Source organism: Catellatospora sp. NPDC049111 (genome assembly GCF_040648615.1).
GTDB classification, from domain to species: domain Bacteria; phylum Actinomycetota; class Actinomycetes; order Mycobacteriales; family Micromonosporaceae; genus Catellatospora; species Catellatospora aurea.
On the sequence record NZ_JBEZEB010000003.1, the window covers coordinates 126,204 to 152,112 of the forward strand.

Annotated in this window: 24 protein-coding genes; 11 read left to right on the forward strand and 13 right to left on the reverse strand. The window is 71.2% G+C overall.

Features of this window, described 5'->3' with window-relative positions:
- Nucleotides 1–43: 43 nt before the first annotated feature.
- Together AB0B66_RS05430 and AB0B66_RS05435 are read left to right on the forward strand one after the other, a co-directional pair.
- Entirely contained in the window at nt 44–3,097 is a 3,054-nt protein-coding gene (locus AB0B66_RS05430) for a UvrD-helicase domain-containing protein (RefSeq protein ID WP_360523310.1), read from the forward strand.
- Between the two features lie 114 nt (nt 3,098–3,211).
- Entirely contained in the window at nt 3,212–3,820 is a 609-nt protein-coding gene (locus AB0B66_RS05435; protein WP_239168017.1) for a response regulator transcription factor, read from the forward strand.
- Nucleotides 3,821–3,938: 118 nt separating this feature from the next.
- Here the strand turns inward: AB0B66_RS05435 and AB0B66_RS05440 are convergent, their stop codons facing one another.
- Nucleotides 3,939–4,697 (reverse strand): prepilin peptidase, encoded by a 759-nt coding sequence (locus tag AB0B66_RS05440; protein WP_360523312.1) that lies wholly within the window; start codon nt 4,695–4,697, stop codon nt 3,939–3,941.
- A gap of 53 nt (nt 4,698–4,750) precedes the next feature.
- On the opposite strand from AB0B66_RS05440, the gene AB0B66_RS05445 reads away from it, so the two are divergent.
- The 3 genes from AB0B66_RS05445 to AB0B66_RS05455 all read left to right on the forward strand — a co-directional run bounded on the left by AB0B66_RS05445 (nt 4,751) and on the right by AB0B66_RS05455 (nt 7,473).
- Nucleotides 4,751–5,230 carry a hypothetical protein gene (locus AB0B66_RS05445; RefSeq protein WP_360523315.1) on the forward strand — a complete coding sequence of 160 codons (480 nt, stop codon included), beginning with the start codon at nt 4,751–4,753 and terminating at the stop codon, nt 5,228–5,230.
- Nucleotides 5,231–5,240: 10 nt separating this feature from the next.
- A complete protein-coding gene (locus AB0B66_RS05450) occupies nt 5,241–5,762 on the forward strand; it encodes a DoxX family membrane protein (RefSeq protein WP_360523318.1) in 522 nt (173 codons plus the stop codon).
- Nucleotides 5,763–6,048: 286 nt separating this feature from the next.
- Nucleotides 6,049–7,473 (forward strand): glycosyltransferase 87 family protein, encoded by a 1,425-nt coding sequence (locus tag AB0B66_RS05455; RefSeq protein ID WP_360523321.1) that lies wholly within the window; start codon nt 6,049–6,051, stop codon nt 7,471–7,473.
- 71 nt (nt 7,474–7,544) lie between these two features.
- Here the strand turns inward: AB0B66_RS05455 and AB0B66_RS05460 are convergent, their stop codons facing one another.
- The 3 genes from AB0B66_RS05460 to moaCB form a co-directional block, all read right to left on the reverse strand.
- Nucleotides 7,545–7,967, reverse strand: coding sequence for a molybdenum cofactor biosynthesis protein MoaE (locus AB0B66_RS05460; protein WP_360523324.1), 423 nt, complete (start codon nt 7,965–7,967; stop codon nt 7,545–7,547).
- Complete coding sequence (locus tag AB0B66_RS05465) at nt 7,964–9,151, reverse strand: molybdopterin molybdotransferase MoeA (protein WP_360523327.1); 1,188 nt, start codon at nt 9,149–9,151, stop codon at nt 7,964–7,966. The genes AB0B66_RS05460 and AB0B66_RS05465 overlap by 4 nt, the downstream gene beginning before the upstream one ends.
- 81 nt (nt 9,152–9,232) lie before the next feature.
- The gene (gene moaCB / locus AB0B66_RS05470; protein WP_360524136.1) at nt 9,233–10,231 is read right to left on the reverse strand and encodes a bifunctional molybdenum cofactor biosynthesis protein MoaC/MoaB; all 999 of its coding nucleotides are present in this window, start codon (nt 10,229–10,231) and stop codon (nt 9,233–9,235) included.
- 303 nt (nt 10,232–10,534) lie between these two features.
- On the opposite strand from moaCB, the gene AB0B66_RS05475 reads away from it, so the two are divergent.
- Complete coding sequence (locus tag AB0B66_RS05475) at nt 10,535–13,060, forward strand: EAL domain-containing protein (protein ID WP_360523330.1); 2,526 nt, start codon at nt 10,535–10,537, stop codon at nt 13,058–13,060.
- A gap of 85 nt (nt 13,061–13,145) precedes the next feature.
- The gene (locus AB0B66_RS05480) at nt 13,146–14,594 is read left to right on the forward strand and encodes a glycosyltransferase 87 family protein (protein WP_360523333.1); all 1,449 of its coding nucleotides are present in this window, start codon (nt 13,146–13,148) and stop codon (nt 14,592–14,594) included.
- Between the two features lie 15 nt (nt 14,595–14,609).
- Here AB0B66_RS05480 and crcB (AB0B66_RS05485) read toward each other — a convergent pair whose 3' ends face one another.
- The 4 genes from crcB (AB0B66_RS05485) to dnaB all read right to left on the reverse strand — a co-directional run bounded on the left by crcB (AB0B66_RS05485) (nt 14,610) and on the right by dnaB (nt 17,298).
- The gene (crcB, locus tag AB0B66_RS05485; protein WP_360523336.1) at nt 14,610–14,972 is read right to left on the reverse strand and encodes a fluoride efflux transporter CrcB; all 363 of its coding nucleotides are present in this window, start codon (nt 14,970–14,972) and stop codon (nt 14,610–14,612) included.
- Nucleotides 14,973–15,252: 280 nt separating this feature from the next.
- Nucleotides 15,253–15,576: a DUF190 domain-containing protein gene (locus tag AB0B66_RS05490; RefSeq protein WP_360523339.1), complete on the reverse strand. Its 324-nt coding sequence runs from the start codon at nt 15,574–15,576 to the stop codon at nt 15,253–15,255.
- Nucleotides 15,558–15,950 (reverse strand): fluoride efflux transporter CrcB, encoded by a 393-nt coding sequence (gene crcB, locus AB0B66_RS05495; RefSeq protein WP_360523342.1) that lies wholly within the window; start codon nt 15,948–15,950, stop codon nt 15,558–15,560. The genes AB0B66_RS05490 and crcB (AB0B66_RS05495) overlap by 19 nt, the downstream gene beginning before the upstream one ends.
- A gap of 16 nt (nt 15,951–15,966) precedes the next feature.
- Nucleotides 15,967–17,298, reverse strand: a complete 1,332-nt coding sequence (dnaB, locus tag AB0B66_RS05500) for a replicative DNA helicase (RefSeq protein WP_239120468.1) — start codon at nt 17,296–17,298, stop codon at nt 15,967–15,969.
- A 391-nt stretch (nt 17,299–17,689) separates the two neighbouring features.
- Between dnaB and AB0B66_RS05505 the strand changes: the two genes are divergently transcribed.
- Nucleotides 17,690–18,340, forward strand: a complete 651-nt coding sequence (locus tag AB0B66_RS05505) for a hypothetical protein (RefSeq protein ID WP_360523345.1) — start codon at nt 17,690–17,692, stop codon at nt 18,338–18,340.
- Nucleotides 18,341–18,509: 169 nt separating this feature from the next.
- A complete protein-coding gene (locus AB0B66_RS05510) occupies nt 18,510–19,961 on the forward strand; it encodes a von Willebrand factor type A domain-containing protein (protein ID WP_360523348.1) in 1,452 nt (483 codons plus the stop codon).
- 177 nt (nt 19,962–20,138) lie between these two features.
- Here AB0B66_RS05510 and rplI read toward each other — a convergent pair whose 3' ends face one another.
- From rplI to AB0B66_RS05535, 5 genes are all read right to left on the reverse strand, one after another.
- The gene (gene rplI / locus AB0B66_RS05515) at nt 20,139–20,588 is read right to left on the reverse strand and encodes a 50S ribosomal protein L9 (protein WP_360523351.1); all 450 of its coding nucleotides are present in this window, start codon (nt 20,586–20,588) and stop codon (nt 20,139–20,141) included.
- A 14-nt stretch (nt 20,589–20,602) separates the two neighbouring features.
- On the reverse strand, nt 20,603–20,842 hold the full coding sequence (gene rpsR / locus AB0B66_RS05520; protein ID WP_120317647.1) for a 30S ribosomal protein S18: 240 nt from the start codon (nt 20,840–20,842) through the stop codon (nt 20,603–20,605).
- A gap of 52 nt (nt 20,843–20,894) precedes the next feature.
- Nucleotides 20,895–21,410, reverse strand: a complete 516-nt coding sequence (locus tag AB0B66_RS05525; protein WP_191838515.1) for a single-stranded DNA-binding protein — start codon at nt 21,408–21,410, stop codon at nt 20,895–20,897.
- Nucleotides 21,411–21,508: 98 nt separating this feature from the next.
- A complete protein-coding gene (gene rpsF / locus AB0B66_RS05530; RefSeq protein ID WP_120317645.1) occupies nt 21,509–21,799 on the reverse strand; it encodes a 30S ribosomal protein S6 in 291 nt (96 codons plus the stop codon).
- A 353-nt stretch (nt 21,800–22,152) separates the two neighbouring features.
- Complete coding sequence (locus AB0B66_RS05535; protein ID WP_360523355.1) at nt 22,153–22,995, reverse strand: hypothetical protein; 843 nt, start codon at nt 22,993–22,995, stop codon at nt 22,153–22,155.
- A gap of 181 nt (nt 22,996–23,176) precedes the next feature.
- Between AB0B66_RS05535 and AB0B66_RS05540 the strand changes: the two genes are divergently transcribed.
- Both AB0B66_RS05540 and AB0B66_RS05545 read left to right on the forward strand, forming a co-directional pair.
- Nucleotides 23,177–23,962 (forward strand): deoxyribonuclease IV, encoded by a 786-nt coding sequence (locus tag AB0B66_RS05540; protein WP_360523358.1) that lies wholly within the window; start codon nt 23,177–23,179, stop codon nt 23,960–23,962.
- A gap of 10 nt (nt 23,963–23,972) precedes the next feature.
- Complete coding sequence (locus AB0B66_RS05545) at nt 23,973–25,853, forward strand: hypothetical protein (RefSeq protein ID WP_360523361.1); 1,881 nt, start codon at nt 23,973–23,975, stop codon at nt 25,851–25,853.
- Nucleotides 25,854–25,909: the final 56 nt, after the last annotated feature.

Below are 25,909 nucleotides of genomic sequence, written 5' to 3' on the forward strand. Positions count from 1 at the left end.
CTCTCACTGACGCGCGTGGCGGGTGCCACCGGACGGGCCGGGCATGTCAGGATGCTGCGTGCCCCCCGTCTGGACTGCTGATCTGCATATCCACTCGCGGTACTCGCGTGCGTGCAGCAAGGACCTCGACCTGCCCACGCTGGCCTGGTGGGCACGGCGCAAGGGCGTGGCCCTGCTGGGCACCGGCGACGTCACCCACCCCGCCTGGTACGAGCACCTGCGCGACTCGCTGCGCGAGGCGGAGCCCGGCCTGTTCCGACTCTCGCCCGAGGCCGAGCGCGACGTGTCGCAGCGGCTGCCCGCCCGGCTGGCCGCCGGGGAGCCGGCCCGGTTCATGCTCAGCTCCGAGATCTCCACGATCTACAAGCGGGGCGACCGCACCCGCAAGGTGCACCACCTGATCTACCTGCCCGACCTCGAATCCGCGCAGCGCTTCCGCGACCGGTTGGGCCGGGTCGGCAACCTGGCCAGCGACGGTCGCCCGATCCTGGGCCTGGACTCCCGCGACCTGCTGGAGATCACCCTGGAGGCGAGCCCGGACGCTTACCTGGTGCCCGCGCACATCTGGACGCCGTGGTTCTCCGCGCTGGGCAGCAAGTCGGGCTTCGACGCGATCGCCGACTGCTACGCCGACCTCGCCGAGCACATCACCGCGGTGGAGACCGGCCTGTCCAGCGACCCGGCGATGAACCACCGGGTGTCCAGCCTGGACCGGTACACCCTGGTCTCGAACTCCGACGCGCACTCGCCGCAGGCGCTGGCCCGGGAGGCGACCCGGTTCGACTGCGCGCTGGACTACCACGCGCTGAAGGCCGCGCTGGCCGGTGCGCCCGGTATGGCCGGAACGATCGAGTTCTTCCCCGAAGAGGGCAAGTACCACGGGGACGGGCACCGCGACTGCGGCATCAACTGGACCCCGGCCGAATCCCGGGCGACGAACGGCATCTGCCCGGTGTGCGAGCGGCCGCTGACCATCGGTGTGCTGGCCCGGGTCGAGGCGCTGGCCGACCGGCCGGAGGGCATGCCCGCGCCGAACGCGCGTCCGGTCACCCACCTGGTGCAGCTCCCCGAGATCGTCGGCGAGCTGGAGGGCGTCGGCCCGAAGACCCGCACCGTCGAGGGCCGGGTGAACGCGCTGGTCGCGGCGCTGGGCTCGGAGCTGTCCATCCTGATGGAGGCCCCGCTGGACGAAGTCACCGCGGTCGGTGGCGAACTGCTCGGCGAGGCGCTGCGGCGGCTGCGCGCCGGTCGGGTGCACCGGGTGCCCGGCTACGACGGGGAGTACGGCGTGATCCGGCTCTTCGAGCCCGGTGAGCTGCGCCCGCAGGACACCGCCGACACCCTGTTCGACCTGCCGGTCGCCCCAATCGCGCCCGCGCCGCGCAAGGCCCGTGCGCCGAAGCAGGCCGCGAGCAAGCCGGCGGTACGCCGCAGCAAGCCCGTCTCCGCGCCGCCGCTGCCGCCGGAGCCGTCGCCGCACGAGCCGTTCGAGCCGATGCTGGCCGGGATGGAGGAGGTCGGCACCGGGCTGCTGGACCGCCTCGACGCGATGCAGCGCGTCGCCGCGTCCGCCCCGGGCGGGCCGCTGCTGATCGTGGCCGGGCCGGGCACGGGCAAGACCCGCACGCTGACCCACCGACTGGCGTACCTGTGCGCGGAGATGAACGTCTACCCCGAGGACTGCCTGGCCATCACGTTCACCCGGCGGGCCGCCGAGGAGCTGCGGCACCGGCTGGGCGGGCTGCTCGGCCCGGTCGCCGAGGACGTGACCGTGTCGACGTTCCACTCGCTGGCCCTGTCGGTGCTGCGCGAGCACGAGCCCGACCTGGTCGTCGTGGACGAGCCCGGCGGCGAGGGCGTGACCCTCGACGAGCTGATCCCGCGCCTGGTGGCGCTGCTCAAGGCGCAGCCGTCGGTGCAGGACAAGCTGCGTTCGCGCTGGCCGTGGGTGTTCGTCGACGAGTATCAGGACGTCGACCCGGACCAGTACGCGCTGCTGCGCCTGCTGGTGCCCAGCGACGGCAACCTGTGCGCGATCGGCGACCCGGATCAGGCGATCTACTCGTTCCGCGGCGCGGACGTGTCGTTCTTCCTGCAGTTCTCCCGCGACTTCGTGGACGCCCGGGTGGTGCGGCTGACCCGCAACTACCGTTCGTCGGCGCCGATCCTCGCCGCCGCGGTGCAGGCGATCGCGCCGAGCTCGCTGGTGCCGGGCCGCCGCCTGGACCCGGCGAAGGTCGACCCCGAGGCGGCGCTGATCGGGCAGTACGCCGCGAGCAGCCCCGCCGACGAGGCCGCCTTCATCGCCCGCAAGGTCGACGAGCTGGTCGGCGGCGTGTCCCACCGGACGAAGGCCGACGTGCGCGGGGTGACCGGCACGACGGTGTCGTTCAACGACATCGCGGTGCTGTACCGCACCGACGCGCAGGCCGCCGCGATCGTGGACGCGCTGTCCCGGGCGGGCGTGCCGGTGCAGAAGCGCTCGCACGACCGGCTGCGCAGCCGGGCCGGAGTGAACACCCTGCTGGCCGAGCTGCGCTTGGCCACCGGCCTGACCGGCTCGGTCGCCGCGCGCCTGAAGCTGACCGCGAAGGTGCTCATCGAGCGGCCCGCGCTGGGCGGCGGCTCGCCCGAGCCGGACGAGGTGTGGGCGGCCGTGGACCTGCTCACCCCGCTGGCCCTGCGCTGCGGTCAGGATCTGCAGCGTTTCCTGGGCGAGGTGGCCACCGGCGCCGAGGTCGACGCCCTGGACCCGCGCGCCGAGGCGGTCACTCTGCTCACGCTGCACGCGGCCAAGGGCCTGGAGTTCCCGGTCGTGTTCCTGGCCGGCTGCGAGGACGGGTTGCTGCCGCTGCGCTTGCCCGGCTCCGCGCCGACCGAGGCGGAGGTCGCCGAGGAGCGCCGGCTGTTCTTCGTCGGGCTGACCCGGGCACAGCGGCGGCTCTACCTGAGCCACGCCGCGCGGCGGGTCCGCTACGGCAGCGAGCGAGACTGCCGGCCGACGCCGTTCCTGGCGGCGGTCGACGCGGGCCTGCTGGAGCAGCTCGGCGACCTCACTCCACGGCGGCCTCGTGACCAGCAGCTTCGCCTTATCTGACGAACCGTGACACCCGAACGAATGACTCCGGTGACGTGACAGTGACACCGGCGGGCCCGACGGCGCTCAGTAGGACGGAAGTGTCCGCAGCGTCACGAGGAGCCCCCCTTGTCAGTGAAGCTGATCACGGTTGACCCCGTCACGCTCGTGCGGCTGGGGTACAGCTTCGCCTGTTCGACCCATCCCGACATCGATCTGGTCGGCCAGGCCGCCACGGGCGAGGAGACCCGCGAGCTGATCGGCGACCTCGACCCGCACGTCGTCACCATCGACGCGGCCATCCCCGGCCAGGGCGGGCTGCAGCTGGCCGCCGAGCTGCGCGCCGCCCGGCCGACGCTGGGGCTGGTGCTCACCGGCCCGGCCGAGGACGGGCTGCTGCTGCAGGCGCTGCAGGCCGGGCTGTCGGCGTACCTGCCGCGCTCCGCGCCGGTGGAGCTGCTGATGTCGGCGGTGCGGCATGCGGCGGTGGCCCCGGCCTCGTTCACCGCGCCGAACCTCGCCGAGGCGATGGCCCGCCGCCGAACCCGGTCCACCGCGTTGAGCCCGCGGGAGGAGCAGATCCTGCAGCAGCTGAACACGGGCGGCAGCCTGGCCGCGATCGCGGTGCGCATGCGGCTGACCGAGTCGACGGTGCGCACCTACGTGGCCCGCCTCTATGACAAGCTCGGCGTGCACAACCGGACCCAGGCCCTCCAGGCCGCGGCCCGCCTGTATCTCATCTGACGATCCCGCCCGCCCGCCGCGTCCGGCAAGATCGTCCGACTTGCCAGGCAGGTGGGCGTGAGCGCGTTCAAGATACGCACAGGTGCCTGGCAAGTCGGACGATCATGGGGGCGTCGGGTCAGGACACCTGTGCCAGCTCGCCGGCCGCGACCAGGGCCAGCAGGACGCCACCCAGCAGGGCGGGGCCCATGGGCAGCGAACCGCGCCAGGTCACCCGCCGCAGGGCCAGCAGCACGACGGCGACGGCCCCGTTCAGCAGCAGGGCCAGCAGGCCGCCGAACAGCACCGCGCCCCAGCCGAGCCAGCCGAGCAGCAGTCCCGACACCCCCGCGACCTTCGCGTCGCCGAGTCCGATCTGGCCGCCGGTGAGCAGCGCCAGCAGTCCGAACGCGCTCAGCAGCGCCGCGCCGCCGGCCAGCGCGCGGCCGTACGCCGACCAGCCGCCCCCGGTCGCGGCCGCCAGCGCCAGCAGCACCGCGACGGCCACCGCCAGCCGCCACACGATGGGATCGGGCAGCCGCTGCACCGCCAGGTCGATCGCCGCCAGCAGCACTCCGGCAACGCTCAGCAGCAACCCGGCGGCCAGCGCCCAACCGTGGCCCGCGAGGCTCGCCGCGGTCGCCCCGGCGGCCAGCGCCCCCACCGGCACGGTCCACCAGGGACTCGGCCCCTGCCGTACCCCGCAGGAGGCGCAGCGCGCCGCGAACCGCCACCACCCGGCCGGCCCGGTGGCGAACGCCTGCCCGCATCCCGCGCAGCCGGGCAGCGCAGGTTCGCCCCAGGACACCGACAACCGGTAGGCCACCCGTGGCGTCACCGCGCCGAAGAATGCACCCGCGGCCAATGACAACATCGTGACGGAGGAATCGAGGGGCATGTCGCGCACGGTACCTTGGCACGACCCCGATCTCGTCTCAGCGGAGCCATGCTTTGCACACCCCTGACCGATTCCCGCCCGAGCCCTTGGCGCAGCCGACCGAGCTGCTGCCGATCGTGCAGGCCCCACCCCGGCCACGCATGGGCGGCCGGGGCCCCGCCGTCATCGGCATCGCGCTGCTGGCAGCGTCCCTGGTGATCTTCGTAGGCGTGCTCGTCGCGCTCAAGATCGTGCCGAACCCGTTCGGCTCCGCCGCCCCGCCGATCCCCGTCGCCACCGCGACCCCCTCCGGCCCACCGCGCACCGCGCGGTTCGCCCAGCCGGGTGACTGCGTGGCCAACCAGGGCAGCGAGAAGGAACCCGAACTCGTGCTGACCGAATGCGCGCCGGGCGCGCTGGAGGTGCTGGCGCGATTCGACGCGACCAGCGACACCGGCGAGTGCGCCGGCGTGAAGGACTACCGCTACCACTACTTCTTCGACAGCGAACTGGAGGGTTTGGATTTCGTCCTGTGCATGGGCGAACGTCCTTGATAATGGCGGTATGAGACCAGTACGAGGGGTCGCTCGGGCCCTGCTCGGCGGGCTGTTCATCGCGGCCGGCGCGCAGGCGCTGCTGAAACCCGACCGGTACGCCGTCAAGGCGGAGCCCCTCGCGGAGCAGGTCGTGCCGCTGCTGGAAGCCGTCGACCCGCGGCTGCCCACGGAGACCAAGACGCTGGTCCGGGTGAACGCCGGCGTCCAGGTGGTCGCCGGTGCGATGCTGGCCACCGGCACCGCGCCCCGGCCCGCCGCGGCCCTGCTGGCGGGCACCCTCATCCCCGCCACGGTGGTCGGCCATCCGTTCTGGCGCATCGAGAACCCCGAGCAGCGCAACAACGAGATGGTGCATTTCGCCAAAAATCTCGGATTGCTGGCCGGGCTGCTACTGGCCGCCGTGGACACCGCCGGCTCGCCCAGCCTGGGCTGGCGGGGCCGGAAAGCCGTGCACGACGCCCAGAAGTCGGCGAAGAAGTCACTGCGCAAGGCACAGGAGAAGGCGTCGACGCAGTTACATCTGGGCTGATCCCGGGTAGGGGCAGGGTGAGCCCGCCAGACATCGGCGTTTCTTCGTTCCGGTCCGTGCCGTTGCGACATACAGAGCGTGCGTTTTCGCAGCCAGAGGTACCAGTGTGACGCCAATCACCTTAACTTCGCAGGCTGCGTTAACCAGCTAGAAATGTCGCAAAGTCGTGTGGGATCGGACACGGTCGGGTAACACGGGAGGTACTGGAGTGGTGCGCCGTTCTAGGCTGCTCAGCAGACACGAACGGGCTACCGAGACCCGACCCCTAAAAGGAGGTGGCGACGCCATGCCGGCACGCGGCGTGCGCAGTCTGCCCCGCCTCACCAGGACCCCCCGAATCATCCGTGACTGGAGATCCCCCCAGTGGGATCGTCGCACGCTCGTCCGGGTCGGCATCGTCGCCGCCATCTGCTACGCCGCCTGGGTGACGGAGCAGAACTTCGGACGGTGGTACGACTTCTTCGACATGAAGATCTATCACGGCGCGGTGGTGTGGTGGAGCGGCGGCGGAGAGCTGTACGAGTTCATCGCACCTGACACGACGCTCGGGTTCACCTACCCGCCGTTCGCGGCCCTGCTGATGCTGCCCATGGCCGCGCTGACACCTGCCGCCGCGGGACTGTTCAACCTGTTCTTCGGCCTGGTCGCGCTGGGTGTCGTGCTCGCCGCTCTGCTGATCCCCGTCGCCGACCGGTGCGGCTGGCCGCGCTGGCTGACCGTCGCCGTCGCACTGCCGCTGTTCGCCGCGATCGAACCGGTGCGCGAGACGCTCGGCTTCGGCCAGGTGAACCTGCTGCTGTTCGCGGTGATCATGGCGGACCTGGTGGCGCTGCGCAAGGGCTGGCGCTGGGCCGGCGTCGGCATCGGCATCGCCATGGCGATCAAGCTGACGCCCGCGCTGTTCATCGTGTACTTCCTGGTCAGCAAGCAGTGGCGGGCCGCGCTGACGGCGACGCTGTCGGGCCTGGCCGCCACCGCCGCCGCATGGGTGATCGTCCCGCACGAGTCCGCCCTGTACTGGGGACACGTGATCTTCCAGACGGAGCGGGTCGGCGTCGCCGACATGACCCCCAACCAGTCGCTGGCCGGCCTGCTGTCGCGGCTGTACGACACCGCGACCGCGCCCAGCGTGCTCTGGATCGCGTTCGCGCTGGTGCTGCTCGCCGTGGGGCTGACCCGCGCCGCCGCGGCGCACGCCGAGGGCGACGAATTGATCGCGTTCACCCTGGTCGGCCTGACCGCGAACGTGGTCAGCCCGATCTCCTGGACGCACCACCTGGTCTGGGTCGTGCCGGCCGTCGTCGCGCTCGCCGACCAGGCGCTGCGCCGCCGCGCGGCCAGCCGCGGGCTGGCGGCCCGGGGACGGTCCACGCCGGGGCTGCGCGAGCCGATCTGGTTCCCGGCGCTGGTCGGCGCACGGCACGCGGGTGCGGCGATCGCGCTCTACCTGCTGTTCCTGATCTCGCCGATCTGGCCGTACGAGCACCAGCTCCCGGCCGTGTCGCACTACGCCGACGGCCTGTTCGGCATGCTGGCCGAGAACTCGCTCGCCATCGCGCTGATCGCACTGGTCGCGGCGCTGCCGTCTCGTCCCGGCGCCGAACCGGCGTTCGGCGGCAACACCGCCCCACGCCTACCCGCCACCCGCCCCGCCCCCGTCGTCCCGGCCCGTAAGGAGCCCGCCACCGCGGGCGCGCCGGCCGAGCGCTGACCCAGTTTCAGGGAAACTGCTGCTTCCACCTTCACGGAAGCAGCAGTTTCCCTGTTTTGCAGACCCTGGCGTCAGGGGCAGTTGACCCACTCGTCGGTGCCGTCGGTGAAGGTCTGGTGCTTCCAGATGGGCAGGCGCTGCTTGACCAGGTCCACGAGGCGGGCGCAGGCGTTGAAGGCCGCCGCGCGGTGCGCCGTGGAGACCGCGGCCGCCAGCGCGACGTCACCGATCTTCAGTGGGCCGTACCGGTGGGACACCGCCACGGCGTAGACGTCGGGGTCGTCGGCGAGCTCCTGAGCCACCTCGCGCAGCACGTCTGCGGCGCTCGGGTGCGACTCGTAGGTCAGCGTCGCCACGGACCGGCCGTGGTCGTGGTCGCGGACCACACCCGCGAAGCTGACCACCGCCCCCGCCCGGGGGTCGGCCACGGCCGCCTCATGCGCCGCCACGTCCAGCGGCTCGGTGGTCAGCTCGGCCAGCACGACGCGGTTCACGGCACCTCCACCAGTTCCACGGTGTCGCCGGCGCGGCCGGTGGCGCCGGGCGGGATCACGGCGAACCCGTGCGCGCCGGCCAGGCCGCGCAGCATCGCCGAGCCCACGTGGGACACCGGCCGGGCGAGACCGTCGACCGGGTCGATCCGTACCAGCGCCAGATGGGTGTAGTCACCGCGGCCCGGCACCGGCTCGCCGAGGGTGACCTGCGGCAACGCCGGCTCAGGCCGACCGGCCAGCCCGGCCAGCAGCGGGACCACCAGGGACACCAGCGCCACCACGGCCGACTGCGGGTTGCCGGGCAGCCCGGCGACGAACCGGGTACGCCCGCCGTGCGGCACTGCGGCGATCAGCATCGGAAAGCCGGGGCGCACCGCCACCGTGTTCACCACGTACGACGCGCCCAGGTCGGCCAGCGCCGGATGCAGGTGGTCGACCGGGCCGTGCATGGTGCCGCCGGTGGTGCAGACCAGGTCGACGCCGCTCTCCAGGGCCGCCCGCAGCGCCGTGACGTGCGCGTCGAGGGTGTCCCTGATCGGTGCGGGCGGAGACTCGCAGGCCACGCCCAGCCGGCGCAGATAGGCCGGCACGGCCGGGCCCAGCGCGTCGCGGATGCGCCCGTCGGCCGGCGGTCCCGAGGTGAGCAGCTCGTCGCCGAAGACCAGCATGGCGGCCCGCGGGGCGGGACGCACCGGCAGCGTGTCGTGCCCGCAGGAGGCGGCCAGGCCGATCACCGCCGGGGTGACCGGCGTGCCCGCGGGCAGCAACGGCTCGCCGGCGCGGGCCTCCTCGCCCGGCATCCGCCATTCCCGCTCGGCCTTCGGGGTGCCGTCGACCAGGTCGCCGCTGCGCGTCGAGTGCTCGACCCGCAGGATGGCCTCGGTCCCGTCCGGCACCATGGCCCCGGTGGCGATCTCGACCGCGACCCCGTCACCGGACAGCGGCGCCGGCACATTGCCCGCCAGCACTCGGCCGGTGACCCGCCACGGGCCCCGCCCGCGCAGCGCCCAGCCGTCGACGCTCGACGTGGGGAACGCCGGCAGGTCGCTGCGCGGCGCCAGGGCGGTGGCCAGGGTCAGCCCGTCGGCCTCGGCCAGCGGCACGGTGACCGGAGCGAGCTGCGCCCGCCAGCCCGCGGCGTGCACACCGCGGCGGGCCGACACCCAGTCCTCAGGAGCGGTCATGCTTCCTCCTCGCCGCGCGCGTCGTCAGCATGACCCGGGAGCGCATGATTCGCTCCGCCGCGCTCGCTCATGCTCTGAACCCTAGACCTGTGCACCGGTGCCGGCTGATGCCGGATGGTCCGCGCCGCGGAGCTGTTCCACGGCGTGTGGAAGCACCTGCGCCAGCACGGCGAGCCCGTCGCGGACCCCGCCGGTGGAGCCGGGCAGGTTGACCACGAGGGTCCGTCCGGACACCCCGGCGACGCCGCGGGAGAGCGCGGCGAGCGGGGTCGCTCCGCTGCCGCGTACCGCGTCGGCGATGCCGGGGACCTCGTAGTCGACGAGTTCACGGGTGATGTCGGGGGTGCGGTCGGTCGGGCTGATGCCGGTGCCGCCCGTGGTGACGATCGCGTCGGGCCGCTGCGCCAGGGCCGCTCGCAGCGCCTGGCGCACCGGCTCGCCGTCGGGCACGACCACCACGTCGGCCACCTCGCAGCCGAACGCGCGCAGGCCGTCCGCGAGCAGCGGGCCGCCCCGGTCCTCGTACACCCCGGTCGCCGCCCTGGTCGAGGCGACGATGACCCGTACCTTCGGCGCACCGAGGTTTGGCCCGGGGTCCGGCCGGGAAACCGCGGGCATGGCTCCGCGCTCCCAGAGGCCGGTCTTGCCGCCCTCCTTGCGCAGCACCCGCACGCCGTCGATCGCCGCCGCGGGATCGACCGCCTTGATCATGTCAATCAGCGCGAGACCGGCCGCCGCGACGCTGGTCAGAGCCTCCATCTCGACACCGGTACGGTCAGCGGTGCGGACGGTCGCCTGGATGTCCACACCGTCGTCAGTGACGGTGAGGTCCACGGTGACGCCGTGGATGGCAATGGGATGGCACAGCGGAATGAGATCAGGGGTGCGCTTGGCGGCCATGATGCCGGCGAGCCGGGCCACGCCGAGCGCGTCGCCCTTCGGCACGCCCCGCCCGCGCAGCAGATCGAGCACGTCACGCGTGGTGACGACGCGACCCGCCGCGACAGCGACACGCAGCGTGATCTCTTTGCCCGCGACGTCGACCATCCGGGCCTCCCCACGGGAGTCCACATGAGTCAGCTGAGGTGAGGAGGGAGCTGTTCCTTCTGTCACGACATGAGCCTAGTTGCTTCCTGGGCGAACACTGGAAGCGAACACTATGCGTAGGCGACTCACCACTAAACGTGATAAATCGCCATAGTTATTTGAAATGTGAATGCACCACTAGAAATCGACCGTGCAGAAACTACGCTCTGCATCAGACGTTGGCAAGCACAGGGGTCGAGTGGAAAGGAGTCGGAGATGCGCACCTTCGAGTGGCACTGACAATCGCTTAGGCTGTCCACACTCACGACCATCTGTCTCTGACGGAAGAGGTCCGACGTGGCCAGCCAGACCCCTGCTCCACAGCAGGCCGACCAGCAGCTCAAGCTGCTTGTTCGTTTCGTCGCGCTCATCGCCGGTGCCGTGGTGCTAGTCGCCGTCGGCACCGCGGCGAGCAGCGGGGTCGACTCCCGCACAGCCCTGCAGGCCGTCGCGCTGACCGCTTTGATCACGTTCGCCTCTCTGACCTCGGTGCGAGTGCGGGTGGGATCCAACAACCTGGACGTGACCTGGGCAGACTCAGCACTGCTGATCGCAGCTGTGCTGCTGCCGCCGCAGTGGGCGGTGCTCTGCGCCGCCGTCGGCATCACCATTGAGAAGTCCACTCGCAAACTGCCGCCGATCAAGTTCGTCTTCGGCGTGGCCAAGGGCATCGTCAACTGCGCCGTCGCGGCGGTGACCCTGGCCCTGGCAGGTGGTGCCGCTGATCCGCCGCTGGAGCACCTGGGCCCGCTGGCGCTGGCCTACCTCGCCGCCCTGATCGCCGACGAGATGACGATCATTCCGGTGATCGCGCTGGCGACCGGCACGAGCATGCGCGACCGCTTCCTCGCCGACCTGGACCTGCGCCTCGGTTCGGCGTTCGTGCGGTTCGCCGTGGCCGTGCTCACGCTCGCCGTGCTCGGGGCCGAGCCGCAGCTGCTCATCGCCATTCCGGCGATCGTGTTCAGCCTGCACCTGACCTATCGCGGCCGCCTGCGCGCTCGGGCCGAGCGGCTGGCCTGGCAGCAGCTGGCCGAGGCCACCGACGCCATGAACGTCGTGCAGATGGAAACCGTGCTGCACACCGCCGTCCGCAACGGCGCGCGCCTGTTTTCCGCCGACCGGGTCGAGATCGAGGTATGCCTCGACGGCGTGCAGCAGTCGGTCCACGGCACCCAGAGCGCCATCACCTACCACGGTCGGCCCGATCAGTCCCCGGCGGACGAGGCGACCACGGCCGTCGTCCCGCTGATCGGCGACAACGACGGCGAGCGCGTCGGCGAGCTGCGGCTGTGCTTCCAGGTCCCGGTCGCCCTGTCCGAGCGGGAGCAGTTCACCCTGCGGGCGTTCGCCGGCGCGCTGTGCACGGCGATCCGCAACGCGGCCTCGTACGCCCAGCTGGAGCAGATGGCCGGACAGCACCAGCACGATGCCACCCACGACCTGCTCACCGGGCTGCCCAACCGGCGGCGGCTGCAGCTGGACACCGAGGACGCCCTCGACCGCAAGCGCGGCGGGCGCGGTGTCACCGCGCTGCTGGTGCTCGACCTCAACCACTTCAAGGACGTCAACGACGCCCTCGGCCACGGCGCGGGCGACCAGGTGCTGATCGCGGTCGCGCAGCGGCTGTCGGCGGCCGCAGGCGACGAGGCGCTGGTGACCCGGCTCGGCGGGGACGAGTTCGCGGTGCTGCTGCGCAACCTGCCCGCCCCCGCACTCGCCCTCTACCAGGCCGAGCATCTGCTTTCCACGCTGCATGAGCCGGTCGACGTCGACGGCATGCCACTGGTCGTGTCGGCCAGCGCCGGGGTGGCCACCGGGCCGTGCGAGGGCGGCTTCGTGGAACTGCTGCGCCGGGCCGACATCGCGATGTACCAGGCCAAGCGCACCGGGCGCTCGGTGGCCGCGTACGCCCCCGACAACGACACCGCCGACCGGGCCCGGCTCGTCGTCGGCGGCATGCTGCCGCGGGCGGTAGCGGAGAAGGAGTTCATCCTCCAGTTCCAGCCCATCGTCGACCTGGCCAGCGGCGAGCCGATCAGCGCCGAGGCGCTGGCCCGCTGGCAGCACCCGGACAAGGGCATGGTCGACCCGCGCAGCTTCCTCGGCTCCATCGAGCGGTCCGGCCTGCTCACCGCGTTCACCGACGCCGTGCTCGACCAGGCGCTGGCCGGGGCGGCGCGCTGGCGCGAGCTGGGCTGCCGGTGGCCGGTCGCGGTGAACATCTCCCCGCGCAGCCTGCTCGACCGCCGGCTGCCCGCGCTGGTGACCCGTCGGCTGGACGACCACGGCCTGCCCGGCGACGCGCTGGTGCTGGAGCTGACCGAGTCGCACACCGTCAGCCAGCTGGACATCGTGGACAAGGTGCTCGCCGAGCTGGCCGAGCTGGGCTGCATGATCGCGCTGGACGACTTCGGCACCGGATACTCCTCGCTGTCGGTGCTGTCCCGGGTGCCCGCCAAGGAACTGAAGATCGACCGCTCGTTCGTGACGCAGATGGAGAACACCCCCAGCGCCGCGGCCGTGGTCCGCTCCCACCTGGAACTGGGCCGCCACCTCGACCTGCTGGTGGTCGCCGAGGGCGTCGAGCGCGACAGCCAGCGGCACATGCTCTGGGACCTGGGCTGCACCGCCGGACAGGGTCACCTGTTCGCCAAGCCGATGCCGATCGAAGAGGTCCTCGCGCTGATCACCGCGGACGACGGGCCCGTCCGGCTGGCCCCGCCGCTGCACGACCCGGCCGCCGTGGTGCGCATGCCCGCCAAGCGCAGCCCAGGCCGCGCCCCCCGCGCTTCGGGCACCACCGGCAGCAACGGCGGCTAACAGGAGGTGTCAGACTCCTCCGCATGAACGAGCGGATGACCGGCCCGGTGCACCCTGTCCGAGCCGCGCACCCCGGGATCCCGGCGTGAGCAGCGGGGCCGGGGACCGCGGTGTCCGCAGCGCACCGGGCCGAATCTGGCGATCGGTCGACCTCGCCGCGGGTGGGCTCGCCGCCGACCTGGGCCTGTATGCCCTGTCCGCGCTGTTCGCCTGGTCCACCGCGGCCGGCTCCACGCTCACCTCGCACCGCGCCTGGGGCGCGGTCGCCGTCTGGGGCTACGCCGCAGCGACGCTGGCCGTCCTCGTCCAGCTCCTCCTGCGCCGTCGCGCTCATGATCACTCGACTTGCCAGGCAGGTGGGGCAAAAGGCGCCCAAGATACGCACGAGTGCCAGGCAACTCCGGCGATCCTGACCGGCGCGGTCCGGGGCGGAACGGCGTGGGGGAGCGGGGAGGTCGCGCGGGCTTGGGTGACGGTCGGGGCGTGGGTGGCGGTGACGCTGGTGCCGCTCGTCGCGCAGGCGATGGCGCGGGCGGGCGGCATGAGCGGGCGGGCGCAGGAGGAGGTGCTCGTCGTCGAGGAGTCGGCGCGGCGCCTGCTCGACACCGGTACGCCCTACCTCGGCCGCGACGGCATCGCCGCGCTGCCCGAACCGCTGCTCGGATACACGCCGTACCAGCCGGGCATGGCCGTGTTCGGGTTGCCCCGCGCGGTCTTCGGCGACAGCTGGTGGACCGACGCGCGGATCTGGTTCGCGCTGGTCACCGCGCTTGTCGTGGCACTGGCGGCACGGCTGCTGCGCGACGGCAGCACCACCCGCGACGCGCTGCTCGTGCGCGCCGTACAGGCCGCGACCGTGCTGCCGCTGTGCGCGCTGACCCTGTCCACGGGCGGCGACGACCTGCCGGTGCTCGCGCTGTGCCTGCTGGCGTTCGCGCTCGCCGCCCGGGACCGGTTCGGCTGGGCGGGCGTGGCGATCGGCGCGGCGGCGGCCATGAAACTGCTCGCCTGGCCCGTCGCGCTGGTGCTCGGCGCGTACGCCCTGGTCCGCAGATCGGGCGGCCGCTACGCCCTGGGCGCGGCCGGTCTGCCCCTGCTCACGCTGGCCCCGGCGCTGCTGGTGGATCCGGCCGCCTTCGTGGAGAACGTGATCCGCTTCCCGACCGGCCACGGCCTGGTCACCAGCCCTGCCGCATCACCGCTGCTCGGCTACCTGATCGCCCAGCACGTCCCCGGTGGGCGGATCGTCGCGCTGGCCCTGCTCGCGCTCGCCGGCCTGGCCGTCGGCGTGTGGCTGCTGCGCCGCCCGCCCCGCGACGCCGGCGCGGCGGCCCTCATCACCGCCACCGGCCTGCTCGCGGCCATCGTCCTGATGCCCGCCACCCGCTTCGGCTACCTCCTCTACCCCGCCGCCCTCGCCCTCTGGTCCCTCCCCCTCCGCCCACCCCTGCCATCCCCCGTTGATCATGAACTTGAGGACGTGTTCGACGGCGTGTCGCCGGCACAACTTCATGATCACCCCGAGGTGGGCTGACCGGTCAGACGGGCGTCAGGCGGTCAAGGCATAGCCGGCGGTGGCGGCGGCGAGCCCGGCCGCCACGCTGACGGCGACGTTGGCGAAGGCCTGGCCGAAGCTGCCCGTCTCGACGAGCTTGACCGTCTCGTACCCGAACGTGGAATAGGTCGTCAGCGCGCCGCACAGCCCCGTGCCCAGCAGCGCCGTCACGCTGCCCGGCACGGCCCCCGCCAGCGCCGCACCGGTCAGCAGGCCGAGAATCAGCGAACCCGCCACGTTCACGGTCAGCGTGCCCCACGGAAAGACCGCGTCATGCCGCGCCTGCACCGCCCGGTCCACCAGGTAGCGCAGCGGCGCGCCCACGGCGGCCCCAAGCGCCACCAGCAGCACGGTCACCGTTCCCCCTCGCTCCGCTCCTCGTCCCGGCGCACCAGAACCCACCCGGTTCGCTCGCGAGACTCGCTCACCGTTTCTCCTCGCTCCGCTCGTCGTCCCGGCGCATCAGAGCCCACCTGGTTCACTCGCGAGACTCGCTCACCGTTTCTCCTCGCTCCGCTCGTCGTCCCGGCGCATCAGAGCCCACCTGGTTCACTCGCAAGACTCGCTCACCGTTTCTCCTCGCTCCGCTCGTCGTCCCGGCGCATCAGAGCCCACCTGGTTCACTCGCAAGACTCGCTCACCGCACCACCTCGACCGGGTCCAGCATGACCAGACCTTCGAGGCTCAGTTCGGACAGCTGCGGCAGGAAGCCGCGGATGCGCTCCTCCGCGTCGACGATGACGACCATCATGGGCAGTTCCTCGGCCAGCGACAGCAGCCGGTCGGTATGGATACGCGAGTGCGTGCCGAATCCCTCGACGCCCCGCAGCACCGACGCGCCCGCCAGCCCGGCCGCGTGCGCTCGGTGCACGATCTCGGTGTACATCGGGCGGTGCCGCCACCGGTCGCCCTCGCCGACCAGGATCGTCAGGCGCAGACCGTTCACCGTCGTACCAGCCATCGGGTCACCACCATCCCGCCGTACACCGCCGGCAACGCGACCAGCAGCGTGCTCACCAGATACACCGCCGCGACCGCGACCGCTCCGGCGTCCGCCAACCGCACGATGTCGACGGTATAGGTGGAAAAGGTGGTGTACCCGCCCAGCACGCCGGTGCCGAGGAACGGTCGCAGCAGCCGCCGCCCCGGCCAGACATGCGTGACCAGTGCCATCAGCACCCCGATGAGCAGGCAGCCGGTGACGTTGACCAGAAAGATCCCCCACGGGAACCCGGTGGGAGAGGGCGGCAGGACCTGGTTCACCGCGTAGCGGGCCAGCGCGCCGAGCACACCGCCTGCGGAGATGACCGCGAGCACGTCCCACTGCCTGCGCATGCCGCCTGGCCTGCGGTCAGATCGCCATGTCCACGAAGCGCGAGAAGTGCAGCTGCGCGGCGACGGTGATGGTGTCGGTGGGGCCGTTACGGTGCTTGGCCACGATGAAGTCAGCTTCTCCCGCGCGCGGCGACTCCTTGTCGTAGTAGTCGTCGCGGTGCAGCAGGATCACGACGTCGGCATCCTGCTCGATGGAGCCGGACTCACGCAGATCGGACAGCTGCGGCCGCTTGTCGGTGCGCTGCTCGGGGCCACGGTTTAGCTGGCTGACCGCGATCACCGGGCACTCGACCTCCTTGGCCAGCAGCTTCAGGCCACGCGACAGCTCGGAGACCTCCTGCTGGCGGCTCTCGGTCTTCTTCGGCGAGCTCATCAGCTGGAGGTAGTCGACGACGATCAGCTTCAGGTTGTGCCGCTGCTTGAGGCGGCGCGCCTTGGCCCGGATCTCCATGAGGTTCATGTTGGGCGTGTCGTCGACGAAGATCGGCGCCTCGGAGATCTCGCCCATGCAGCGGGCGAGCTTGGTCCAGTCGTCGTCGGACAGCTGCCCGGAGCGCAGCACGTGCAGCGGCACCCGCGCCTCCGCCGACAGCAGACGCATCACGATCTCGGTCTTCGACATTTCCAGCGAGAAGATGGCACTGGCCATATCGGCGCGAACCGCAGCGTGGCGAGCAAAATCCATTGACGCAGTTGACTTCCCAAGACCGGGTCGACCAGCCACGATGATGAGCTGGCCGGGCTGCAGCCCGCTGAGGAGGCGGTCCAGGTCGCTGAAGCCGGTCGGCACGCCGCGCATGCTGCCGTCGGCCGCGCCCACCGCCTCGATCTCGTCCAGCGTCGGCTGGATCATGTCGGCCAGGATCGCGAAGTCCTCGCTGACCCGGCGCTCGGTCACGTCGTAGATCGCCTGCTGGGCGAGGTCCACGACGTCGTCTACGTCACGGCCGGAGCCGGCCGCGGAGCCGTAGCCCAGTTGCACGATCTTCGTGCCCGCCTCGACCAGGCGGCGCAGCACCGCGCGCTCGCTGACGATGCGGGCGTAGTAGGACGCGTTGGCCGCGGTGGGCACCGTCGAAATAAGCGTGTGCAGGTACGGCGCGCCGCCGATGCGGGCCAGGTCGCCGGCGCTCTCCAGCACCGCCGCGACGGTGATCGCGTCGGCGGGCTCACCGCGGCCGTAGAGGCCGAGCACGGCGTCGAAGATGGTGGAGTGGGCGGGGCGGTAGAAGTCGTTCGCCCGCAGGATCTCGACCACGTCGGCGATGGCGTCCTTGGACAGCATCATGCCGCCGAGCACGCACTGCTCCGCGGCGACGTCCTGCGGAGGGGTCTTCTCGAAGGGCACCTGTTCGGCCGCCGGGGCTGCCTGGACCGCGGTGAACTGCCCGCGTACGCCGTCCCCGACCGATGTCACGGCGCCTCCCCTCACAACCCGATTCGATTGACCCTAGGCGCGTGAATCACCCCGCACAAACACCCGCGGGGACAAGACTGGGGGCAACCTGTGGACAACCGGCCCCAGCCTGTGGGGGACCCTGTGCACAGCCTGTGGACAACTTTCCCCCACAGGCTGTGGATAACACGTTGACCTGCTATTTCGATTCACACAGGCTGTGCAAACAAGATTCTTCTCAAGATTTTTTGTCTGGCGTGGCGCGGGTCATAAGATCGCCAGTTGCCTATTCTCGCCGGTTCGGGGGATTGCCTGAGATATCGGTCTCCGCCAGGCTCCGACCGTGGGATATCCGGATTGGTCGTCACAGAACGACGGCTGGGGAGCGCAGCCGCCTGCCGCACCCAACGTGCGGGCGGGCGGCTGGCCGGGGCCGTCGGACCCCACCATCCCCCGGCAGCGCAACGCCGTCGACCGGTACGGCACCGCCGACGACTACGGCCAGGCCGCGGATTACGGCCAGCCCGCCGACGCCGGCTTCCACACGTACGTCACCGGCGAGAACTACGACGGCTACGACGACCGCTGGCCGGACAACCTCGCCAACGTCCACACGCCGGAGACGCGTCAGGGCTACGGCACCGGCTACGACGAGCCGTCCCGCACCGAACGCGACTACTGGACCGCGCTGCTGTGGGCCGCCGGCTTCTACGCCGTGCCGCTGGTGGTGCTGATCGTGCGCGCCCTGCTGCTCTCCGGCCGGTCCGACCCCGCCTGCGTGGCCGCCGGGCTCGGCGGTTGCGAGTCGGAGCGGTCGGCCGCGCTCGGCGACCTCATCGCCGGGGCCCCGCGCTGGGGCCTGGCGCTGCTCGGCGCGCTCGCCATGGCGGCGGTGCTGCGCTGGGCCAGCGACAGCTGGCGTCCGGCCACGATCGGCTTCTGCTCCGCCGTGGTGGCCGGCGGCGCGACGACCGTCCTGCTCAGCATCATCTGAGGCATTCTCGCCAGATCACGGCGAGCGCACGGTTTGGTCACGACCGGTTCCGCTTTCATCTCAGGTGTGCCACGGAAGCGGTAAATGATCATCACTGCGCTTCCCATGAAGTCCGGTATCCGACCCGGCCGGAATCACCCGGCCCGGACCGGCTTCACGGGAGGTCCCGATGAAACTGAAGATCTCGGCCGTCGTCGTCTGCGCGCTGCTCGCCCTGGCCGGCTGCGCTTCGGGCGACGCGCCGGACAGCGCTCCACATCCACCCAGCAGAGGCGACGGCGCGCAGAACGAGACCGGACCGCAGCGGCCGTCGCGCGACGACCTGTCCACCTTCGCGCTCGACGTGGACACCGCCTCGTACGGCTACGCCGCCGGCCGCCTGCGCGACGGCCGTCGGCCCGACCCGGACACCGTGCGGCCCGAGGAGTTCGTGAACTCCTTCGACCAGCACTACCCGCAGCCGAAGGGCGACGGCTTCGCCGTGCACGTGGACGGCACCCGGCTGCCCGCCTCGCACGAGGCCTCCGGGGACACCCGGCTGCTGCGCATCGGCCTGCAGACCCGCGGTGAGGACAGCGAGCAGCGCAAGGACGCCGCGCTCACGTTCGTCATCGACGTGTCGGGCTCCATGGCCGACCCCGACCGCCTCGACCTGGTGCAGGACGCTCTGCACACGCTCGTCGACCAGCTGCGGCCCAGCGACGCGGTGGCGATCGTGACCTTCAACGACCGCGCCAAGGTGGTCCGCGAGATGACCCGGGTCGCCGAGAAGCAGCGGCTGCACGACGCCATCGACTCGCTGCGGGCAGGCGGCAGCACCAACCTCGGCGATGGCCTGGTCACCGGGTATGAGACCGCGCGAGACGGCTTCCGTGCGGGCTCCAGCAACCGGGTCATCCTGCTGTCGGACGGTCTGGCCAACACCGGCACCACCGACGCGGACCGGCTGCTGCGCCAGGTCCGTGAGGAGGCCGACAAGCAGATCGCGCTGCTCGGCGTCGGTGTCGGCAGCGACTACGGCGACGAGCTGATGGAGCGGCTGGCCGACCGTGGCGACGGGTTCGTGGTGTACGTCTCCGAGCGCCGCCAGGCCCGGGACGTCTTCGTGCGGCGGCTGCCCGCGACGCTGGCGCTGCGCGCCCTGGACGCGAAGGCGCAGGTCCAGTTCGACACCGCGACCGTCGCGTCGTACGAGCTGGTCGGGTACGAGAACCGGCAGGTCGCCGACGAAGACTTCCGCAACGACCGGGTCGACGGCGGCGAGGTCGGCCCTGGCCACTCGGTGACCGCCCTCTACCTGGTGCGGCTCAAGCCGGGCGCGACGGGCCGGATCGCGGAGGTGCGGGTGCGATGGCTGGACCCGAGCACGAAGCAGCCCTCCGAGACGTACGAGTCGATCGCGGCCGGCGACCTGTCCGGAGAGTTCGCCTCGGCCGACGCCCGGCTGAAGGTCTGCTACGCGGCCGCGTTCTTCGCCGTGGCACTGCGCGGCGGTGACGGTGCCCGCGCCGTGAACCTGGCCGACCTCGCGAAGATCGCCGACGAAGCCGCCGGCCGCCTCGACGAGCGCCCGCTCGACGACCTCGCCGACCTCATCCACACCGCCCAGCGCCTGTCCTGACCCATCCCCACCCCACCCCGCCGCAACTCTTAAAGAGTCGCGGTCTCCAGCCCGGCTCGTGGCCGCAACTCCTTAAGAGTTGCGGCCGGGTTCGGGCCGGCCCGGTGGGGTGGGGTGGGGTGGGACGCAGCAGGCCCCCGGACCGTGGTCCGGGGGCCTGCTGCGTGTTGCGGGGTCTTACTTGGCGGCGACCACGTTCAGGTTGAACTTGGCGGTCACATCCGGGTGCAGCTTGATCTGCACCGTGTAGCCACCGGTCGACTTGATCGCCGACGGCAGCTCGATCTTGCGCTTGTCCAGCACCGGACCGCCGGCGGTCTTGACCGCCTCGGCGACCTCGGTCGCGGTCACGGAGCCGAACAGGCGGCCGCCCTGGCCGGCACGCGCCGACAGGGTGACCTTCAGGCCCTCGAGCTGCGACTTGATCTCGTTGGCGTGGCCCAGGTCGCGAACCTCACGAGCCCCGCGGGCCCGCTTGATGGACTCGACCTGCTTCTCGGCGCCCTTGGTCCACAGGATCGCGAAACCCTGGGGGAGCAGGTAGTTGCGGCCGAAGCCGTCCTTGACCTCAACGATGTCGCCGGGAGTGCCGAGACCGGACACCTCGTGCGTCAGAATGATCTTCATCAGGTGCCCTCCTCTCAGCGACCGGTGGTGGTGTACGGCAGGAGCGCCATCTCACGGGCGTTCTTGACCGCACGAGCGATCTGCCGCTGCTGCTGCGTGGTCACGCCGGTCACCCGCCGAGCGCGGATCTTGCCGCGGTCGGAGATGAACTTGCGCAGCAGCGCGGTGTCCTTGTAGTCGATGTAGGTGATCCCCTCCTTGTCGAGCGGGTTCACCTTCTTCTTCGGTTTGCGCAGGGCCGCAGCCTTCGCCATGATCTCTACCTCAGTCTGTTTCCACTGACCGGGGACCGTGCACGGTCACCTGTCAGAACGGTGGCTCGTCGTCGAAATTGCCACCCGAACCGCCTGCGGGAGCAGCCGTCGCCCACGGGTCGTCGGAGAAGCCTCCGCCGCCGGAGCTGTTGCCGCCGCCGCTGGAGCCGGAGCCGTAGCCCCCACCGCCTCCGCCGCCGGAACGCGACATCTTCTGCACCTTCGCCGTGGCGTACCGCAGCGACGGGCCGATCTCGTCGACTTCCAGCTCGTAGACCGTGCGCTTCTCGCCTTCCTTCGTCTCGTACGACCGCTGGCGCAGCCGTCCGGAGACGATGACGCGGGAGCCCTTCTGCAGCGACTCGGCTACGTTCTCCGCCATCTGCCGCCACATGTTGCACGACAGGAAGAGCGGCTCGCCGTCCTTCCACTCGCCGGACGCGCGGTCCAGCGTGCGGGGGGTCGAAGCGAGACGGAACTTCGCCACAGCCGCACCCGACGGGGTGAAGCGCAGCTCAGGGTCGTCGACAAGATTGCCGATGACCGTGATGGTGGTTTCTCCAGCCATGACCTTCTCCTCGGTTCACATTTGTTCTGCCGCAAAGGTTCCCACAGGGATGCGACAGCACACGTGAAGTGGTCCGGGCGTCGCGGGTGTCGGGAAGGTCAGCGAACTTCCGGACGGATGACCTTGGTGCGCAGCACGGACTCGTTGAGTCGCAGCTGGCGGTCCAGCTCGGCAACGGCCGCAGGCGTGGCCTGCAGGTCGATGACGGCGTAGATGCCCTCGGCCTTCTTGTTGATCTCGAAGGAGAGCCGGCGACGGCCCCACACGTCGAGCTTCTCGACCGAACCACCCGAGGTCCGGATCACGTTGAGGTACGTGTCCAGGGACGGGGCAACGGTGCGCTCCTCGAGACTGGGGTCGAGGATCACCATTACTTCGTAGTGACGCAAGACGTACTCACCTCCTATGGGCTTGGCGAGGCCGTTGACCGGCCTCTTCGGCTACGGACTGTCCGTAGCAGGAGGTCTGCGTCGTTCCATGCGAATGCCGCGGGATCTGCCCGCGGCACACGGAACCCGACCATGTTACCTGGTCGCCTGCCTGCGCCCGCGGTCGCCGCCCCACCCGCGCGCAGCCGGCGTCGGGATGTCGACAGACGGCGAGACGCGGCCACCTGATCCAGGTGACCGCGTCTCGTGAGGAGGACCGCGGGGCGCTCTTTCCGAACTGCTGGGTGGGACCTGGGGAGGAACGACCACACCGACGATGTTGGAGAGAAACGCCCCGCGGAGTATCTGTAATACTACGCGAACTCTGCCCGAGTTGCTCGCTGAGCGATAATAGCGCGGATTGCCCCGGCTGACACGCCAACGACACACACTGTCGCGATAATCGCAAGAAGTCCGATTGGCCCCTTGTCGGGGGAGGTGGAGGACACCCGCGTCGAGTCGAGCGTCTTCCCGTCGCCGCCGACCACCGACACCGTCGCCGGGGACTGCTCCACGCCGTCGCCGTCGTCATCGCCGTCGCCGGGCATGGGGAACAGCGTCGCCGTGGGGTCGGCCACCTCGGGACCTTCGTCACTCGCGGCTGGCGGCGTGTCGTTGCGGCTGGTCGAGCGGCTGGAGCTCGGCTGGCTCGCCGCCTTCGTCGGGCTGGGCTTCGCGGACGGCTTGCGGGTCGGCGTCGAACCGCTGTTGCTGCTGCCCTGCCCGCTGGTCGAGCCGGAGCTGGACGGGGTCGACGTCGAGCGGCTGGTGACCTCGACGGTCAGCGGCTCGAAGGTCGGGTTCAGGTTCAGCAGGCACTCGGGCACCATGGCGACCTTGACCGGGCCGCGGTGGAACTGCACCTCGACCGTCTCGCCGTCGGCGACGTCCGCGCTGTCCTTGCCGTCGATCTGCAGGGTCGCACCCTGGCCCAGGCCGTTGGTGAGGCGCACCTTCGACTCCGCGGCGACGGTGATCTTCGTGGTCGCCGGCTTGGAGCCGCACAGCAGCAGGCCCAAACCGCCGCCGCTGAAGCTGACGCCGGGCGCCGCCTCGGGCTCGGCGGCCCCGGCCGGGCTGGCGCCGAGCAGCGGCAGGCCCGCGAGAAGGCCGGCCGCCGCGAAGGCCGCGGCTCGCCGACGGATGGCGTACGACATGACGCATCTCCCCCTGGGGCGTGCGCCCCGGATTCCGGTCGCCTCGCGGGGGGCGAGGAGGCACGCCTCGCTGTTCCCCGGCTGGGGGAGCACGGTGCGGCATTGAAATCAACGCAACAAACCGGCTCCGGTTGCGCATGCGACCGCAGCGCCCGCCGCGCGGAGCGGTAATACTGGTCGAATGCTTATCGGGGCTCACGTCGATTATGAAGATCCACTAGCCGAGGCGACCGCGCGCAACGCCGATGTCGTGCAGTTCTTCCTCGCCGATCCACAGGGCTGGAAAGCCCCGGAGACCCGGCCGGACGCCGAGACGCTGCGGGCCAGCTCGGTGGAGATCTTCGTGCACGCCCCTTATGTGCTCAATCTCGCATCGACGAACAATCGCATCCGCATTCCCAGCCGCAAACTGCTCGCCCAGCACGCTGCCGCGGCGGCCACGGTGGGCGCCAGCGGCCTCATCGTGCACGGCGGACACGTCAACAAGGGCGAGGACGTCGCGGTCGGCATCGACAACTGGCGCAAGGCGCTGCAGCAGGCGCAGGAGAAGGGCGGCCTGCCGACCCGGGTCCTGATCGAGAACACCGCCGGCGGCGACAACGCCTGCGCGCGGCGCTTCGACGAGCTGGCCCGGCTCTGGGACGCGGTCGGCGAGTTCGGCGTGGGCTTCTGCCTGGACACCTGCCATGCCCACGCGGGCGGCGAGAAGCTGCTCGACATCGTGGACCGGGTGAAGGCCATCACCGGGCGGATCGATCTCGTGCATGCGAACGGATCACGAGATGGATTCGACTCCGGCCGCGATCGGCACGACAATCTGACAGTCATGAACAACGAACCCGGGATGATCGACCCCGAGCTGGTGGCCGCCGTGGTGCGCGCCGCCGGTGCGCCTGCCGTGGTGGAGACGCCAGGCGGGGTGGAGGGTCAGTCCGCCGACATCGCGTACCTGCGCGCACACCAGTAGAGGGGAACCTGTGAACGGGACCGACGCCGCGCCCGCCAAGGAGCCGACCGCCGTCAAGGAACCGGTTGCCCCTCGCCACGCCGCACCCGAGCCGCAGCCGGTCGAGGAGGACGCCTTCGCCCGCTTCGCCCCGGACACGGAGGAGGAGACGCCGACCCGGCTGCGCCGCGCGCTGCGGGGCACCCGCTACGCGCTGCTGCACGAGTGGGCGCTGGCCGCGTACGCCTCGCTGGCGCTCGCCGTCGCGATGACGTGGCCCACCCTGCGTTATCCGGCGTACACGATCCCGCAGGACACGGGTGACCCCACCCTGCAGGCATGGCAGATGGCGTGGTCCGGGCACGTGCTCAAGACCGACTGGTCTCAGCTGTGGCACTCGAACAGCTTCTACCCGGAGAAGTACAGCTTCGCCTTCTCCGACACCCTGCTCGGCTACGCCCCGGCCGGCCTGTTCGGCACCGGGCTGGAAGCCGCGCTCGTCCGCTACAACATCATGTACGTGCTGCTGCATGCGCTCGCCTTCTTCGGGGCGTACGTGCTGCTCCGACAGCTCGGCTCGGGCAAGACCGGGGCGGCCGTGGCGGGCGCGGCGTTCGCGTACGCGCCGTGGCGGCTGGCCCAGGCCGGGCACATGCACGTGATGTCGGTCGGCGGCATCGCCCTCGCGCTGGCCATGCTGGCCCGCGGTCACGGCTTCTCGTTGCGCCACGGCTACCGGCCGGAGCTGCGCAAGCCCGGCTGGGCACTGGCGGGCTGGCTGGTCGCGGCGTGGCAGATCAGCCTCGGCTTCGGCATCGGCCTGCCGTTCGCGTACGTGCTGGCGGGGATCGTGCTGGTCAGCGCGATCACGTACTTCGTGCGCAGCAGGTGGGTCTGGAGCGAGCCGAAGCCGTTCGGCTGGAAGCTGTTCTCGGCCGACGTGGTCGGTGGCCTGGTCTTCGCTGCGGTCGGCGGCCTGATGGCGCTGGCCTACTTCAAGGTCCTGGAGCTGCACCCGTACGCCGAGCGCTCGGACTGGGAGGTCGACTTCTACTCCCCGCCGATCCTGGGCTTCTTCACCAGCCCCGCCCAGTCCATGCCGTGGGGGGAGGCGCACTCCGGAGCGCGAGAGGTGCTGGGCGGCGCGGCGGGCGAGACCAGCCTGCTGCCCGGGTTCGTGCTGTACGGGCTCGCCTTCGCCGGCCTGGTCATGTCGGCCTGGACGCTGCGCAAGCGGATGCTGCTGTTCAGCGGCGTGGTGCTGTCGGTGATCCTGGCGATGGGCACCAAGTTCTTCGGCGGCCGACCCGGCTACATGACCCTGTACGACATCCTCCCGGGCTGGAGCGGCATCCGCACCCCCGGCAGGCTGGTCATCTGGACGACGCTGCTGCTGGCGATCCTGGCCGCCGGAGCGGTGACCGCGTTCGTCGAGCAGGCCAAGACGGTGTCGGAGGACCGGGTGCCAGCCCGGCCGCACCCGCTGCTGCGGCTGGCCACGTTCCTGCCGCTGCTGCTGGTGATCGCCGAGGGCCTGAACGTGACCGAGCACCCGGTGGTGCCGCTGCAGCCGCCGTCCATGGCGACCGCGCAGGCCCCGATGCTGGTGCTGCCCAGCGACCCGCTGATGGACATGAAGGTGATGGTCTGGTCGACGGACCGGCTGGATCCGATCGTCAACGGCAACAGCGGCTTCACCCCCACCACGCTCAACGAGATCCGGGAGCTGACCAAGACGTTCCCCGACCAGGCGAGCGTGAACCGGCTGCGCGAACTCGGTGTGAAGACCGTGCTGGTGCTTCGCGAGGAGGCCAAGGGCACACCGTACGAGCCGGCCCTGACCGCGCCCGCCGACGGGCTCGGCGTGCAGCGCACCGACGCCCCGGACGCGGTGGTCTTCACGCTGTCGTAGGCGGCGGACACGACGGAGCCCCCGGCACCTCGGAGACTATCCCGGGTGGCGGGGGC